The 14,318-nt window shown below is 71.0% G+C and carries 13 protein-coding genes and 1 pseudogene; 10 read left to right on the top strand and 4 right to left on the bottom strand.

Going from position 1 to position 14,318, the window contains the following annotated elements:
• The first annotated feature begins 59 nt into the window (after nucleotides 1-59).
• The 5 genes from M2157_RS32105 (at nucleotide 60) to M2157_RS32085 (ending at nucleotide 5,702) form a co-directional block, all read left to right on the top strand.
• The gene (locus M2157_RS32105) at nucleotides 60-1,007 is read left to right on the top strand and encodes a metal ABC transporter substrate-binding protein (RefSeq protein ID WP_280866921.1); all 948 of its coding nucleotides are present in this window, start codon (nucleotides 60-62) and stop codon (nucleotides 1,005-1,007) included.
• Complete coding sequence (locus tag M2157_RS32100; RefSeq protein WP_280866920.1) at nucleotides 1,004-1,780, top strand: metal ABC transporter ATP-binding protein; 777 nt, start codon at nucleotides 1,004-1,006, stop codon at nucleotides 1,778-1,780. Before M2157_RS32105 ends, M2157_RS32100 begins: the two co-directional genes overlap by 4 nt.
• On the top strand, nucleotides 1,780-2,682 hold the full coding sequence (locus tag M2157_RS32095) for a metal ABC transporter permease (RefSeq protein ID WP_280857510.1): 903 nt from the start codon (nucleotides 1,780-1,782) through the stop codon (nucleotides 2,680-2,682). Before M2157_RS32100 ends, M2157_RS32095 begins: the two co-directional genes overlap by 1 nt.
• 56 nt (nucleotides 2,683-2,738) lie before the next feature.
• The gene (locus M2157_RS32090; RefSeq protein ID WP_266523213.1) at nucleotides 2,739-3,155 is read left to right on the top strand and encodes a transcriptional repressor; all 417 of its coding nucleotides are present in this window, start codon (nucleotides 2,739-2,741) and stop codon (nucleotides 3,153-3,155) included.
• Between the two features lie 147 nt (nucleotides 3,156-3,302).
• Nucleotides 3,303-5,702, top strand: coding sequence for a M4 family metallopeptidase (locus tag M2157_RS32085; protein ID WP_280857511.1), 2,400 nt, complete (start codon nucleotides 3,303-3,305; stop codon nucleotides 5,700-5,702).
• Nucleotides 5,703-5,733: 31 nt separating this feature from the next.
• Here the strand turns inward: M2157_RS32085 and M2157_RS32080 are convergent, their stop codons facing one another.
• From M2157_RS32080 to M2157_RS32070, 3 genes are all read right to left on the bottom strand, one after another.
• Nucleotides 5,734-6,582: an isoprenyl transferase gene (locus M2157_RS32080; RefSeq protein ID WP_280857512.1), complete on the bottom strand. Its 849-nt coding sequence runs from the start codon at nucleotides 6,580-6,582 to the stop codon at nucleotides 5,734-5,736.
• Between the two features lie 19 nt (nucleotides 6,583-6,601).
• On the bottom strand, nucleotides 6,602-7,354 hold the full coding sequence (recO, locus tag M2157_RS32075; RefSeq protein ID WP_280857513.1) for a DNA repair protein RecO: 753 nt from the start codon (nucleotides 7,352-7,354) through the stop codon (nucleotides 6,602-6,604).
• A 319-nt stretch (nucleotides 7,355-7,673) separates the two neighbouring features.
• Nucleotides 7,674-8,615 carry an FAD-dependent oxidoreductase gene (locus M2157_RS32070; RefSeq protein ID WP_280866919.1) on the bottom strand — a complete coding sequence of 314 codons (942 nt, stop codon included), beginning with the start codon at nucleotides 8,613-8,615 and terminating at the stop codon, nucleotides 7,674-7,676.
• 205 nt (nucleotides 8,616-8,820) lie between these two features.
• Here M2157_RS32070 and M2157_RS32065 point away from each other — a divergent pair.
• Both M2157_RS32065 and bla read left to right on the top strand, forming a co-directional pair.
• A pseudogene (locus tag M2157_RS32065) lies at nucleotides 8,821-10,303 on the top strand (alpha/beta hydrolase).
• A gap of 161 nt (nucleotides 10,304-10,464) precedes the next feature.
• Nucleotides 10,465-11,343, top strand: a complete 879-nt coding sequence (bla, locus tag M2157_RS32060; protein ID WP_280868304.1) for a class A beta-lactamase — start codon at nucleotides 10,465-10,467, stop codon at nucleotides 11,341-11,343.
• Here the strand turns inward: bla and M2157_RS32055 are convergent.
• Nucleotides 11,318-11,755, bottom strand: coding sequence for a protein phosphatase (locus M2157_RS32055; RefSeq protein WP_280857517.1), 438 nt, complete (start codon nucleotides 11,753-11,755; stop codon nucleotides 11,318-11,320). The genes bla and M2157_RS32055 overlap by 26 nt on opposite strands.
• Before the next feature lie 81 nt (nucleotides 11,756-11,836).
• On the opposite strand from M2157_RS32055, the gene M2157_RS32050 reads away from it, so the two are divergent.
• From M2157_RS32050 to M2157_RS32040, 3 genes are all read left to right on the top strand, one after another.
• Nucleotides 11,837-12,364: a SigE family RNA polymerase sigma factor gene (locus M2157_RS32050; RefSeq protein WP_280857518.1), complete on the top strand. Its 528-nt coding sequence runs from the start codon at nucleotides 11,837-11,839 to the stop codon at nucleotides 12,362-12,364.
• Nucleotides 12,361-13,287 carry a hypothetical protein gene (locus tag M2157_RS32045; protein ID WP_280866918.1) on the top strand — a complete coding sequence of 309 codons (927 nt, stop codon included), beginning with the start codon at nucleotides 12,361-12,363 and terminating at the stop codon, nucleotides 13,285-13,287. Before M2157_RS32050 ends, M2157_RS32045 begins: the two co-directional genes overlap by 4 nt.
• A gap of 94 nt (nucleotides 13,288-13,381) precedes the next feature.
• Entirely contained in the window at nucleotides 13,382-14,317 is a 936-nt protein-coding gene (locus M2157_RS32040; protein ID WP_280866917.1) for a dihydrodipicolinate synthase family protein, read from the top strand.
• Nucleotide 14,318: the final 1 nt, after the last annotated feature.

Below are 14,318 nucleotides of genomic sequence, written 5' to 3'. Positions count from 1 at the left end.
TCGGTGCCGCTCAGCCCGTTTGTTGACAACGGTTTCCATAATTGATGAAAATGACTGTCATGAACGTACGACGTCACCTCATACCCACGGTCGCCGTGGCCGCTGCCCTCGCCGCCCTCTCCGCCTGCTCCTCCGACAGCGCTGCCGCGGGCGACACCGGCAAGTTCGACGTCGTCGCGTCCTTCTACCCGATGGCCTTCCTCGCCGAGCAGATCGGCGGCGACCATGTGAGCGTCACCAGCCTGACCGAGCCCGGTCAGGAGCCGCACGACCTGGAGATCAGCGCCAAGCAGACCGCGCAGCTCCAGGAGTCCGACGCGGTGCTCTACCTCAAGAACCTCCAGCCCTCCGTCGACGACGCGGTGAAGCAGTCCGAGATCAAGACCAAGATCGACGCCTCCTCCCTCACCGAGCTGGAGAAGCACGGCAACGAGGTCGGCGGCCACGCGGCCGAACACGACGACCACGCGAACGAGGACCTCGAAGGCCTCGATCCCCACATCTGGCTCGACCCGGTGCGCTACGCCCAGGTCGCCGAGGGCGTCGGCAAGGCCTTCGAGAAGGCCGACCCGGACCACGCGGCCGACTACAAGGCGCGCACCGCGGCTCTCGTGAAGAAGCTCGACGCCCTGAACACCGAGTTCGAGACCGGGCTCAAGAACACCGACACCAAGGTCTTCATCACCACGCACGCCGCCTTCGGCTACCTCGCCGAGCGCTACGGCCTCACCGAGGAGGCCATCAGCGGCCTCGACCCCGAGTCCGAGCCCAGCGCCGACCGCGTCAAGGACCTTGAGAAGATGGCGAAGGCCGACGGCGTCACGACCGTGTTCTACGAGACGCTCGTCAGCGACAAGACCGCGAAGACCATCGCCGCCGACGCCGGACTGAAGACGGACGTCCTCGACCCCATCGAGGGCATCACCGCCAAGTCCCGCGGCAAGGACTACTTCGCGGTCCAGGAAGCCAACCTCAAGGCGCTGCAGAGCGCACTGGGAGCGAAATGACACCGGAGGACGGCATGACCGAGCCCGTCATCGCGCTGCGCGGAGTCCGCGCCGACCTGGGCTCGCGGCCCGTCCTGCGCGGCATCGACCTCACCGTGCACCGCGGTGAGGTCGTCGCGCTGCTCGGCGCCAACGGCTCCGGCAAGTCCACCGCGATCCGCACGATCATCGGCCAAGTGCCCCCGTCCGCGGGGGAGATCGAGCTCTTCGGCACCCCGCGCGGGCGGTTCAGGAACTGGGCGCGGGTCGGGTACGTCCCGCAGCGCACCACCGCCGCGGGCGGCGTCCCCGCGACCGTCACCGAGATCGTCTCCTCCGGGCGGCTGTCCCGCGCCCGCTTCGGTGTGCTCCGCAAGGCCGACAAGGAAGCCGTACGCCGGGCCCTGGAGCTGGTCGGCATGGCGGACCGCGCGAAGGACTCCGTCAACGCCCTCTCCGGGGGCCAGCACCAGCGGGTGCTGATCGCCCGCGCGCTCGCCGCCGAGCCCGAACTGCTGATCATGGACGAGCCGATGGCGGGCGTGGACCTGGCCAGCCAGGAGGTGCTCGCGCGGACGCTCGGTGAACAGGTCGCCCAGGGCAGCACGGTCCTGCTCGTGCTGCACGAACTCGGCCCGCTGGAGCCCCTGATCGACCGGGCGGTCGTCCTGCGCGACGGCTGTGTCCAGCACGACGGCCCACCCCCGCGAGCCGTCGGCCAGCACGCCCTGCCCGGCCATGACCACGTCCACCCCCACGACCACGAGCCGATCCGCACGGGACTGCTGAGCTGATGGACTTCCTCGACTACGCCTTCATGCAGCGGGCTCTGCTCGCCGCCGTCCTGGTCGGCATCACCGCCCCCGCCGTCGGCATCTACCTCGTCCAGCGCCGCCAGGCCCTCATGGGCGACGGCATCGGCCATGTCGCGATGACCGGCGTCGGCCTCGGCTTCCTGCTCTCCTGGTCGCCGGTGTGGATGGCGACCCTGGTCTCGGTCCTGGGCGCGGTCCTCATGGAGCTGATCCGCTGGTACGGCAGGACGCGGGGTGACATCGCCCTCGCGATGCTCTTCTACGGCGGTATGGCCGGCGGCGTGATGTTCATCAACCTCGCGCCCGGTGGCTCGAACGCCAACCTGACGTCGTACCTGTTCGGTTCGCTCTCCACGGTCTCCGAGTCCGACGTGACGGCGATCTGCGTGCTGGCCGCGTTCGTGGTGCTCGTCACCCTCGGTCTGCGCCGGCAGCTCTTCGCGGTCAGCCAGGACGAGGAGTTCGCGCGGGTCACCGGTCTGCCCGTGCGGGCGCTCAACCTGCTGACGGCGGTCACGGCGGCGGTGACGGTGACCGTCGCGATGCGCGTGGTCGGGCTGCTGCTGGTGAGCGCGCTGATGGTGGTGCCGGTGGCGGCGGCGCAGCAGCTCAGCCGGAGTTTCGCGGCGACCTTCGCGATCGCGGTGGCCATCGGTGTGACGGTGACGATCGGCGGCACCGTGACGTCGTACTACCAGGACGTGCCGCCCGGCGCGACGATCGTGCTGCTGACCATCGCGGCCTTCGTCCTGCTGACGGGTCTGGCCACCCCGCTGGCCAGACGACGGGCCCGGGCGGCCGCCGCCGCGCGGCCCGCCCCGGACCCCGCGGAGTGTGCGATTCCGGCCAGCCGGGAGGCGGACGGCCCGGTCGGCGTCTGACCCGGCACAGGCCGGGCTGGCACAATGGCCCGGCAGGCCGATCGAAGGAGGAACCCGTGACGACCGCAGGACCGCCAGTGAAGGGCCGCGCGACCCGGCAGCGGGCCGCCGTGGCGGCGGCCCTCGACGAGGTCGACGAGTTCCGCAGCGCGCAGGAACTGCACGACATGCTCAAGCACAAGGGCGACGCCGTCGGTCTGACCACGGTCTACCGCACGCTCCAGAACCTCGCCGACGCCGGCGAGGTCGACGTCCTGCGCACCTCCGACGGCGAGTCCGTCTACCGCCGCTGTTCCACCGGCGAGCACCACCACCATCTGGTCTGCCGGGTCTGCGGCAAGGCGGTGGAGGTCGAGGGACCGGCCGTCGAGAAGTGGGCCGACGCGATCGCCGCCGAGCACGGATACGTCAACGTGGCGCACACCGTGGAGATCTTCGGCACCTGCGCGGACTGCGCGGCCGCCCAGGGCTGACACACAAGGACCTCACAGCCGAGCCGAGGGTTAACCCTTGACTCGGCCTCCTTTGCATGACATGGACCGGTCAACAGTGCCACGCTCCCCCCAGCTCTCACGCAGTTCCCGCACGGCACCTCCACCCCTGTCGCAGTAGGAGTACGAGTGAGACCCTCCCCCCGAAGATCGGCCGCCGCCGCGTCCCTGGTCGCCGCCGCATCACTGCTCGCCGTAGGTGTCCAGACGGTCCCCGCGACCGCGAAGCCCGCAGCCCCCCACCCCAGCCCCCTGCGCGCCGGAGGCCTGGAGGCGAAACTCTCCCCGGCCCAGCGCACAGCGCTGATCAGGAGCGCGTCGGGCAAGGCCGGAGCGACCGCCGACTCCCTCGGCCTCGGCGCCAAGGAGAAGCTGGTCGTCAAGGACGTCGTCAAGGACAACGACGGCACCCTCCACACCCGCTACGAACGCACCTACGACGGCCTCCCCGTCCTCGGCGGCGACCTGGTCGTGCACACACCCCCGGCCGCACAGGCGACGGGCACGCTCAGCACCACCTTCAACAACAACCGCCGTACCGTCTCGGTCAGGTCCACGACCGCCGCGTACAGCAAGGCCTCCGCCGAGACCAAGGCGCTGAGGACCGCCAAGGCGCTCGACGCCGAGAACCCCGCCGCGCAGAGCGCCCGCAAGGTGATCTGGGCGGGCTCGGGCACGCCGAAGCTCGCGTGGGAGACGGTGGTCTCCGGCTTCCAGGACGACGGCACGCCCAGCAAGCTGCACGTCGTCACCGACGCCACGACCGGCGCCGAGCTCTCCCGCTTCGAGGGCGTCGAGACCGGCACCGGCAACAGCCAGTACAGCGGCACGGTCACCATGGGCACCGCGCTGTCCGGTTCGACGTACCAGCTGTACGACACCTCTCGCGGCGGCCACAAGACGTACAGCCTCAACAACGGCACGTCGGGCACCGGCACCCTGATGACCGACACCGACGACGTCTGGGGCACGGGCTCGGGCTCCAACACCCAGACCGCCGGGGTCGACGCCCACTACGGGGCCCAGACCACCTGGGACTTCTACAAGAACACCTTCGGCCGCAGCGGCATCAAGAACGACGGTGTCGCCGCCTACAGCCGCGTCCACTACAGCTCGTCGTACGTCAACGCCTTCTGGGACGACGACTGCTTCTGCATGACCTACGGCGACGGCTCCGGCGGCACCCACGCGCTGACCTCGCTGGACGTGGCCGGTCACGAGATGACCCACGGCGTCACCTCGAACACCGCAGGACTCAACTACACCGGTGAGTCAGGGGGGTTGAACGAGGCGACCTCCGACATCTTCGGCACCGGTGTGGAGTTCTACGCGGCGAACTCCTCCGACGTCGGCGACTACCTCATCGGCGAGAAGATCGACATCAACGGCGACGGCACGCCGCTGCGTTACATGGACAAGCCCAGCAAGGACGGCGGCTCGGCCGACAGCTGGTACTCGGGCGTCGGCAACCTCGACGTGCACTACTCGTCCGGGCCCGCGAACCACATGTTCTACCTGCTCTCCGAGGGCAGCGGCAGCAAGACCATCAACGGGGTCACGTACAACAGCACGACCTCCGACGGTGTCGCCGTCGCCGGGATCGGCCGGGCCGCCGCCCTGCAGATCTGGTACAAGGCGCTGACGACGTACATGACGTCGAGCACCACCTACGCGGGGGCCCGCACTGCCGCCCTGAACGCTGCCGCCGCCCTCTACGGCTCGACCTCCGCGCAGTACGCCGGGGTCGGCAACGCCTTCGCGGGCATCAACGTCGGCAGCCACATCACCGTGCCGTCGACCGGCGTGACGGTGACCAACCCGGGCAGCCAGTCCACCACGGTCGGGACGGCCGTGAGCCTGCAGGTCTCGGCCGGCTCCACCAACAGCGGCTCACTGACCTACGCCGCGACCGGACTTCCGACCGGTCTGTCGATCAGCAGCTCCACGGGGCTGATCTCCGGGACCCCGACCACGGCCGGCAGCTACAGCACCACGGTCACGGTGACCGACAGCACCGGAGCCACCGGTACGGCGTCCTTCACCTGGACGGTGAGCTCGTCGGGCGGCGGCAGCTGCACCTCCTCCCAGCTGCTGGGCAACCAGGGCTTCGAGTCGGGCAGCACCACCTGGACCGCGAGCAGCGGAGTGATCACCAACTCCAGCAGCCAGGCCGCCCGCACCGGCTCGTACAAGGCCTGGCTGGACGGCTACGGCTCCACCCACACCGACACGCTCTCCCAGTCGGTGACGATCCCGAGCGGGTGCACGGGAACGACGTTCACCTTCTACCTGCACGTCGACACCGCGGAGACCACCACCAGCACGCAGTACGACAAGCTGACGGTGACCGCCGGGTCGACGACCCTGGCCACGTACTCGAACCTGAACGCGGCCTCCGGGTACGTCCAGAAGTCCTTCAGCCTGTCGGCCTTCGCCGGTCAGACGGTCGCCCTGAAGTTCACCGGTGCCGAGGACTCCTCGCTCCAGACCAGCTTCGTGATCGACGACACGGCGGTGACGACGAGCTGATCCCCTGAACGACGACGGGGCGGGTCGGAGGTCAGTCCTCCGGCTCGCCCTTCATCGCTTCCTCCATGGCGAGCAGCTCCTCGTTCGGGACGGCTCCGCCGAAGCGCCGGTCCCGGGAGGCGAACTCGATGCAGGCCCGCCAGAGGTCACGGCGGTCGAAGTCGGGCCACAGGACGTCCTGGAAGACCATCTCGGCGTAGGCGCTCTGCCAGAGGAGGTAGTTGGAGGTGCGCTGTTCCCCGCTGGGCCGCAGGAAGAGGTCCACGTCGGGCATGTCGGGGTAGTAGAGGTACTTCGCGAGGGTCTTCTCGTTGACCTTGGACGGGTCGAGGCGGCCCGCCTTCACGTCCTCGGCGAGGGCCTGCGCGGCATCGGCGATCTCGGCCCGGCCGCCGTAGTTCATGCAGAAGTACAAGGTCAGTTTGTCGTTGCCCTCGGTCTGCTCCTGGGCGACCTGGAGCTCCTTGGCGACGGACTTCCACAGCCTGGGCATCCGCCCCACCCAGCGCACCCGGACGCCGAGCTCGTCGAGCTGATCACGCGTCTTGCGGATGAAGTCGCGGTTGAAGTTCATGAGGAAGCGGACCTCGTCGGGCGAGCGCTTCCAGTTCTCGGTGGAGAAGGCGTAGAGGGAGATGTTGCGCACACCCATCTCGATCGAGCCCTGGAGCACGTCCAGCACCCGCTCGGCGCCGACCTTGTGCCCTTCCGTCCTGGGCAGCCCGCGCTCCTTGGCCCACCGGCCGTTCCCGTCCATGACGATCGCCACATGCTCGGGGATCAGCTCACCGGGGAGCTTCGGCGCACGGGCGCCGGACGGGTGCGGCTCGGGCGCCTTGTACTCACGGCGCTGACGACCGAGGATCCCGCGTACGACCATGGTGGTTCTCGTCTCCCTCTCAGGGTTGCTTCTCTACGTAACGCAGGGATCTGAGCCCGCGTTCCAGATGCCAGTGCAGGTAGGCGGACACCAGCCCGCTGCCCTCCCGGACGTACCGCGGCTCACTCGCGTCCGCGGTCTCCCAGTCTCCCGTAAGCAGCGCGGCCAGGAGTTCCAGGGTCTGCGGCGACGGTACGACGCTGCCGGGCACCCGGCAGTCCACGCAGACCGAGCCTCCGGCGGCCACGGAGAAGAACCGGTTCGGCCCGGCCATTCCGCACTTCGCACAGTCGCTGAAGCTGGGCGCGTAGCCGTTGACGGCGAGGGAGCGGAGGAGGAAGGCGTCGAGGACGAGGTGGGGCGCGTGCTCGCCCCGCGCTAGGGTGCGCAGGGCCCCGACCAGCAGCAGGTACTGCTGCACCGCGGGCTCGCCCTCGTGGTCGGTGAACCGCTCGGCGGTCTCCAGCATGGCCGTCCCGGCGGTGTACCGGGCGTAGTCGGAGACGATCCCGCCACCGTAGGGAGCGATCGTCTCGCTCTGCGTGCACAGCGGCAGCCCGCGCCCCACCAGCTCGCTCCCCCGCGAGAAGAACTGCACGTCGACATGCGAGAACGGCTCCAGCCGCGCCCCGAACTTCGACTTGGTCCGCCGCACCCCCCTGGCCACGGCCCGTACCCGCCCGTGCCCACGCGTGAGCAGCGTGATGATCCGGTCCGCCTCACCCAGCTTCTGCGTCCGCAACACGACCCCGTCGTCCCGGAAGAGACTCATCGCGCGCCTCCACACTGGGTGCGCGGCGCGATGCCGTCGTGGCGGAACAGACTCATGAGCCCATTCTCGCCTACGCGAGAACCTGGTTGTCGGTGTCCGTGATTTCTGCTCCGGGGTGCCGCGCTGTCGCCGGAGGCGTCCCTCGCCCTGAGCCGATCGGCGGCGGCGGACTTCAGACGATGCGCGAGTGGACCGTCCGTGCGGCCCGCCCGGCCGATCTGGCCTGTCTGCGCTCCCTGCTGACCGATACCTGTGAACCGCAGGACATCCCCTCACCGGAGGCGGACATCGCGGAGCGGCGGCAGTGGGCGGATCAGAGTCAGGGCGTAGGCGTGGCCCGGACGCGGTCCACGACCTCGCGGGCGCAGCCCCAGGACAGGGTCAGCCCGGCTCCGCCGTGGCCGTAGTTGTGCACCAGCAGCCGGTCGCCCCGCCACTCCTCCGCGAGCCGGACGCCGGTGCGGACCGGTCGCAGGCCCACCCGCTGCCCGATCACCCGGGCATCGGCGAGCGACGGCTCCACGGCGGTACAGCGCCGTACGATCTCCCGGGTCGCCGCCTCGTCGGGCCGCAGCTCCCAGCGCCCCCGCTCGGCCGTGCCGCCCAGGACCACCGCGTCGGCGTGCGGGTAGATGTAGGTGAGGTCGTCCGCGCCGGGGGTGTCGTCGCAGAAGAAGGCCCCGATCCCGGGGTTCTCGACCACGACGAGCTGCCCCCGCACCGCGTCCACCGCGGGGTCGTCCGCGAGGAACCGGGCTTCCGCGCCCGCGCAGTTGACGACCACCGGCGCCTCCCTGAGCGCCTCGCCGAGGGTGTCGTAGCGGCGACGGCGCAAGGATCCGCCGGCTCGTTCCAGCCGTCGTACGAGATGGTCCAGATAGCGGGGCATGTCGACGAGCGGCGCCCGGTGGCGCCAGCCGGTGACATAGCCGTCCCGGAGGTCCTCCGGCAGGCACGGGAGCGCGCCGACCACGCTGCCCCAGGACGGCATCTCGCAGGGGATCCGGGACTCGTGCGTGCCCTCCATGAGGCGGATTCCGGTGTCCGGGTCCGTGCTCAGCGCGGTCAGCTCCGCCAGAGTCCGCCGGCTCCAGACGTCGACCCGGTCGCGCGGCTCGACCAGATACGGGTCCCACATCGCGCCCGCGGCCGCCGAGGTCGTCGCGCCGGGGAGCCGCTCGGTGTCCACCCGGACGTCCAGGCCGGCCTCCGCCAGACACACCGCCGTGGTGAGCCCCGAGACCCCGGCGCCGATCACCACACACTGGCCGCCACCACTGCCTCGCCTCCGTCGTCGGGGGCTTCGACACTAACCGAACCGGCACAAACACACCCACCACCACTTCGGCCATTCGCCGAACACCCCAAGGGCGTGTGGACCCGAGGGCCTTCCGGGGGTAAACCCCCCTGGGAATCCGGCCGTTGACCGGATGGGGTCGTGGCGCTCGATCCGCGAGGCTCCTGCCATGAAGCAGATGACGAAAAGCCTCGCCCTGATCGCCGCCGCCTCGGGCGTCGTCTTCGGTGTCCTGACCCCGCTGTCCGCCTCCGCCTCCTCCGGCACCCAGGCGCTGAAGTGGACCAAGTGCGAGGGCAGCGGTCTCGATCCGCGCCAGCGGTGCGCGACCGTCTCCGTGCCCATGGACTACGCCGACCCGGACGGCCCGCAGATCGAGATCGCCGTCTCCCGTATCCGCAGCGAGAACCCGGACGCCCGGCGCGGTGCGCTGCTGCTGATCCCCGGCGGACCCGGCGGTGACAGCATGAACGACCCGTCGAAGAAGGGGCAGAAGCTGCCGCAGTCCGTGCGGGACGCCTATGACCTGATCGGGTTCGCGCCGCGCGGGATGGAGCCCTCGACGGCCGTCGACTGCGGGCTCGAACAGCGGGACCTGGCCCGGACGACCCTGCTGCCCTGGCCCGCCCCGGACGGCTCCGTCGACGCGACCATGGCCGCGGGGAAACGCATCGCCGATGCCTGCGCGCGCAACGGCGGCGAGCTCATCCGGCACATCAGCACCCTCAACGAGGCCCGCGACCTCGACCGCGTGCGCGCCGCGCTCGGCGAACGCAAGGTGTCCGCGTGGGGCGTGTCCTACGGCACCTATGTCGGCGCCGCCTACCTCCAGTTGTTCCCGCAGCGCACCGACCGCGTCGTCCTGGACAGCAACGACCACCCGGACCCCGTCCACGCGGAACGCGCCTGGCTCGCCGCGTTCGAGCGGGGCGCCGAGGACAACTTCCCGGAGTTCGCCACGTGGGCCTCCACGCCCGGCAACCCGGACCGCCTCGCCGACACGGCCGCCGGGGTGCGCCCGCTCTTCCTGCGGCTCGCCGCCCGCCTCGACCGCGAGCCGATCCCCTGGCCGGGCGCCAACCCGGCGGAGCTCAACGGCAATGTCCTGCGCCAGTCGATGCTCGACTCCTTCTACGACCCCGACGACTACCCGGCCCTGGCCCGGCTGATCCTCGCCGCGCAGCAGGGCACCGTGCCGCCCGCGCCGGCGGGACCGCCCGAGGCCGTCCTGCAGAACGTCACCGCGGTCGCCCGCCGCCACCATCTGCAACGACGCCGACTGGCCGAGCGACCCGGCGGTCTACCGCGAGGGCGTGGCCGAGAGCCGCGCGAAGTACCCGCTGACCGGGGGCATGCCGAGGAACGCGATGCCGTGCGCCGCCTGGCCGTGGGAGCCGAGGGAGGCGCCGGTGCACGTCACCGACCGCGGTCCCGCCAACGTCCTGATGGTGCAGAACGAACGGGACGTGGCCACCCCGCTCAGCGGTGCCCTCAAGCTCCGCGAGGCGCTCGGCCGGCGTGCCGTCATGGTCACCAACGACTCCACCGGCCACGACGCCTACCTCGACAACGGCACCGCGTGCGGGGACGCGACCGTGTCCCGCTTCCTGGCCACGGGCAAGCGGCCGGCCGCGGACCTCTCCTGCGAGTGAGCGCACTTTCCGTACCGGCGGGCCGGCGCGTGGAACGCCTCCTTCGGTTCCCCTCGAAGGTGCAACCAAGGGATGACCGCCGACGTCGATCACTGAAGAGAACCGAAGAGATCGGCCTCTGTACCCGAGCGAAGGAGAGAAAGATCTTAGGCTCCGGAAAACTGTCCCGCCGCGCCCTCCTGGCCGCCGGCACAGCCACCGTCCTGACCGGCACGACCGCGTACGCCGCCGACGACGTCACCGCCCGTCTGCGCGCGCTGGAAGAGCGGTACGACGCCCGGCTCGGCGTCTTCGCCCACCACCTCGCCACCAAGCGGTCGGTGCGCTTCCGCGCCGGCGAGCGCTTCCCGATGTGCTCCCTGTTCAAGACCCTCGCGGCCGCCGCCGTCCTGCGCGACCTGGACCGCGACGGCGAGGTCCTCGCCCGCCGGATCCACTACACCGAGGACGACCTGGTGATGCCGGGCTCGGACCAGACGGCCGCGCATCTCGCGGAGGGCATGACGATCGCCGAGCTCGCCGAGGTGGCCATCACCTTCAGCGACAACGCGGCCGGCAACCTCCTCCTGCGCGAACTCGGCGGCCCCACCGCGATCACCCGCTTCGCCCGCTCCCTCGGCGACGGAGTGACCCGGCTCGACCGCTGGGAGCCCGAGCTCAACACCGCCGAGCCGTGGCGGCGCACGGACACGACGAGCCCGTACGCCATCGGTCGCACCTACGGCCGACTGGTCCTCGGCGACGCGCTGAACCATCGGGACCGTGAGCTGCTCACACACTGGCTGCTGAACAACACGACCAGCGTGAACCGCTTCCACGCGGGACTGCCGAAGACGTGGACGATCGCCGACAAGACGGGCAGCGGCTCCTACGGCACCGCCAACGACGTGGGCGTCGCCTGGACCGACGACGGCGACCCGATCGTCCTGGCCGTGCTGTCCACGATGCCCGCGCAGGACGCCGTACGGGACGACGCGCTGGTCGCCGACGCGGCGCGGGCGGTCGCCGCCACCCTCACCCGACCGGCCGGAACCGCCTGACGTACCGGCGCTGCCACGGCGTCTCCACCGCCCGTCGGTCGTAGTGCTCCCGGACGTAGGCCACCGCCCTCTCCGGGGGCACGCCGTCCAGAACCGCCAGGCAGGCCAGGGCCGTTCCGGTGCGGCCCCGGCCGCCCCCGCAGGCGATCTCGACCCGTTCGGCGGCCGACCGTTCCCAGGCGTCGATCAGGACGCCGCGGGCCTCCCCATGGTCCGCAGGCAGGCGGAAGTCCGGCCAGCGGAGCCAGTGGGAGGCCCAGGGGACCGCCGGCGGGCTGTCGCCGAGCAGATAGATTCCGTACGACGGTCGCGGCGCGTCCGGGTCCAGTGTGTGCCGCAGGCCCCGGCCCCGTACCAGGCGTCCGGACGGCAGCCGGAGGACACCGGGATCCTGTTCGTCCCACCCGTTCATGACCTCATTCGAACCCGTCATCGACGCCCGGGCAACCGAATCCGCCCCGAGCGTGGTCTGGTGGGCGAGGGAGGGTGCTTGATGCAGGCCGAACAAGAGGACCGGTTCCAGGAATTCGTCAGAGCCAGATGGTCGCACCTCGTGCGGACCGCCTATCTGCTCACCGGCGACGCCCATCACGCCGAGGACCTGACGCAGACGGCGCTGGCGAAGGCGTACCGCTCCTGGCGGCGCGTGTCGGGCAGCGACAACCCGGAGGCGTACGTCCGGCGGATGCTCGTCACCTGCAACAGTGACCGCTTCCGCAAGCGGCGCGTGAAGGAGTCGCTGACCGACGCGCCGCCGGAGCGGGCGGGGCGGGACGAGGCCGTGGCGCGGGTCGAGGAGCGCGGGGTGCTGCTGGGCGCGTTGGCCCAACTGCCGCCCAGGCAACGGGCGGTGGTCGTGATGCGGTACTGGGAGGACCTGTCGGAGGCGGAGGTCGCCGAGGTGCTCGGCTGCTCCCCGGGCACGGTCAAGAGCCAGGCGTCCAAGGGGCTGGCGAAGTTGCGTACGTATCCGGGGCTCGCGCAGGTCATGGACCGCGCCCCGCAGGGAGGGACGAAGTGAGCGAAGAGGAGCGGGACTTCGAGGAGCAACTGCGGGAGCTGCTCGCCGAGGACGCGTACACGATCCGGCCGTCGCCGGTGCCGTATCCGCAGATCCGCCGCCAGGGCGTGGTCGAGCGGCGCCGGCGGGTGGCGGTGGCCGGGGCGGTCCTGGCGACCCTGGCCGCGGTGCCGGTGGGGGCGTTCGCGGCGGGCGGCGGGGGCACGGGGACGGCCGACACGGCGACGACACCCACGGCGTCCGCGAGCGCCACACCGACAGCCACTCCTACCCCCACCCCCTCCCCCACGCCCAGTGGACCGGCGGGACCGGCCACCGCGGGGCAGCTCCGGGACGGGATCACGCTGGAGCAGGCCGTGGAGGGGCTGGACAAGTGCCTCGCGTACGACCGGGACCGCGTGGCCCACGGCGGCGGCATCGACTCCCCGGATCTGGGCAAGGCCGACGAGTACCGGATCATCCTGGCGCTCAACAGCACCGGTGACTCCAACGCGCCCGGTGACGGCGTCTTCGTGGTCGCCGTGAAGGAGAAGCCGAAGGAGACCCGGCTGATCTGCAACATCAAGGACGGCGAGGCCTCCGGGCTCAACACCAGTGTCGGCAGCGACCGGCAGCCGGACTCCCCGCCCGTACTGGCCGACATCAACGCCAACAAGCTCTACCAGCAGTCCTTCCTGGACAAGGGCCACTGGAAACTGCCGTTCGGCTGGGGCTTCATCGGCACGGTCGAACCGACGGTGGCCAAGGTGACCGTCTCCTACGGCGGCGCCGACAGCGAGGCGGTCCTCGACCACGGCTGGTTCGTCGCCTCCGGCACCCTGACCCAGCAGGTCACCAAGAACCCGCACATCAAGGGCTACGACAAGGGCGGCAAGCTGATCTACGACTCCGACGAGGACAAGAGCTACCAGCAGGTGCAGTAGCGAGGCAGCTCGGGACAGGGGGCGCCGTACAGGGGTCGGCGCCCCCTCGCCCTTTGCGGGAGGATCAGTGGACGGCCGATCCCGAGGAGCCCCGATGACCCTTCCCGCCCCGCTGACCGGTGTCGTCCCGCCCGTCTGCACGCCCCTGACACCGGACCGCGAGGTGGACGTCCCCTCGCTGCTCAGGCTCGTCGACCATCTGGTCGCGGGCGGGGTGCACGGGCTGTTCGTGCTCGGTACGTCGTCCGAGGCGGCCTTCCTGACGGACGCCCAGCGCAGGCTGGTGGTGGAGACGGTGACCGGGCATGTCGGGGGTCGGCTGCCCGTGCTGGCCGGGGTGATCGACATGACGACGGCCCGGGTCCTGGACCATGTGCGGGCGGTGACGGCGGCGGGCGCCGACGCGGTGGTCGTCACCGCCCCGTTCTACGCCAGTACCCACCCGGTGGAGATCGCCCGCCACTACCGGCTGGTCGCGGCCGGCAGCCCGGTGCCGGTCATCGCGTACGACCTCCCGAGCGGCGTCCACACCAAGCTCCCCGCGGACGTGGTCCTGGACCTGGCCGCCGAGGGCGTCCTGGCCGGCCTCAAGGACTCCAGCGGAGACCTCGCCGGCTTCCGCACGGTCGTCTCCGGCGCCCGCGCCCACCCCGACATCACCGGCTTCAGCGTCCTGACCGGCTCCGAACTCATCGTCGACGCGGCCCTCGCCGTCGGCGCGGACGGGGCGGTGCCCGGTCTCGCCAACGTCGACCCCGAGGGGTACGTCCGTCTCGACCGCCTGGTCCGCGCGGGTGACCGGGAGGCGGCCCGCGCCGAACAGGAGCGGCTGTGCGCCCTGTTCGGCATGGTGGAGGTGGGCGACCGGACCCGCATGGGCGGATCGTCGTCGGCGCTCGGCGCCTTCAAGGCGGCGCTGTATCTGCGGGGCGTGATCGACTGCCCGGCGACGGCGGAGCCGCAGGTGCCGTTGTCGGAGGCGGAGGTGGCGCGGGTGGGTGAATTCCTGGCCGGGGCCGGGCTGCTCTGAG

Source organism: Streptomyces sp. SAI-127, from assembly GCF_029894425.1.
Taxonomy (GTDB): Bacteria; Actinomycetota; Actinomycetes; order Streptomycetales; family Streptomycetaceae; genus Streptomyces.
Note: the sequence above shows the minus strand (reverse complement) of the source record. Positions and strands in the feature narration are given on the sequence as shown.

What these genes read in the sequence shown, in the direction of transcription:
- M2157_RS32105 (WP_280866921.1), top strand. Translation starts at nt 60, where the DNA reads ATGAACGTACGACGTCACCTCATACCCACGGTCGCCGTGGCCGCTGCC.
- M2157_RS32100 (WP_280866920.1), top strand. Translation starts at nt 1,004, where the DNA reads ATGACACCGGAGGACGGCATGACCGAGCCCGTCATCGCGCTGCGCGGA.
- M2157_RS32095 (WP_280857510.1), top strand. Translation starts at nt 1,780, where the DNA reads ATGGACTTCCTCGACTACGCCTTCATGCAGCGGGCTCTGCTCGCCGCC.
- M2157_RS32080 (WP_280857512.1), bottom strand. Translation starts at nt 6,582, where the DNA reads ATGGTCGTACGCGGGATCCTCGGTCGTCAGCGCCGTGAGTACAAGGCG.
- recO (WP_280857513.1), bottom strand. Translation starts at nt 7,354, where the DNA reads ATGAGTCTCTTCCGGGACGACGGGGTCGTGTTGCGGACGCAGAAGCTG.
- M2157_RS32055 (WP_280857517.1), bottom strand. Translation starts at nt 11,755, where the DNA reads ATGAACGGGTGGGACGAACAGGATCCCGGTGTCCTCCGGCTGCCGTCC.
- M2157_RS32050 (WP_280857518.1), top strand. Translation starts at nt 11,837, where the DNA reads ATGCAGGCCGAACAAGAGGACCGGTTCCAGGAATTCGTCAGAGCCAGA.
- M2157_RS32040 (WP_280866917.1), top strand. Translation starts at nt 13,382, where the DNA reads ATGACCCTTCCCGCCCCGCTGACCGGTGTCGTCCCGCCCGTCTGCACG.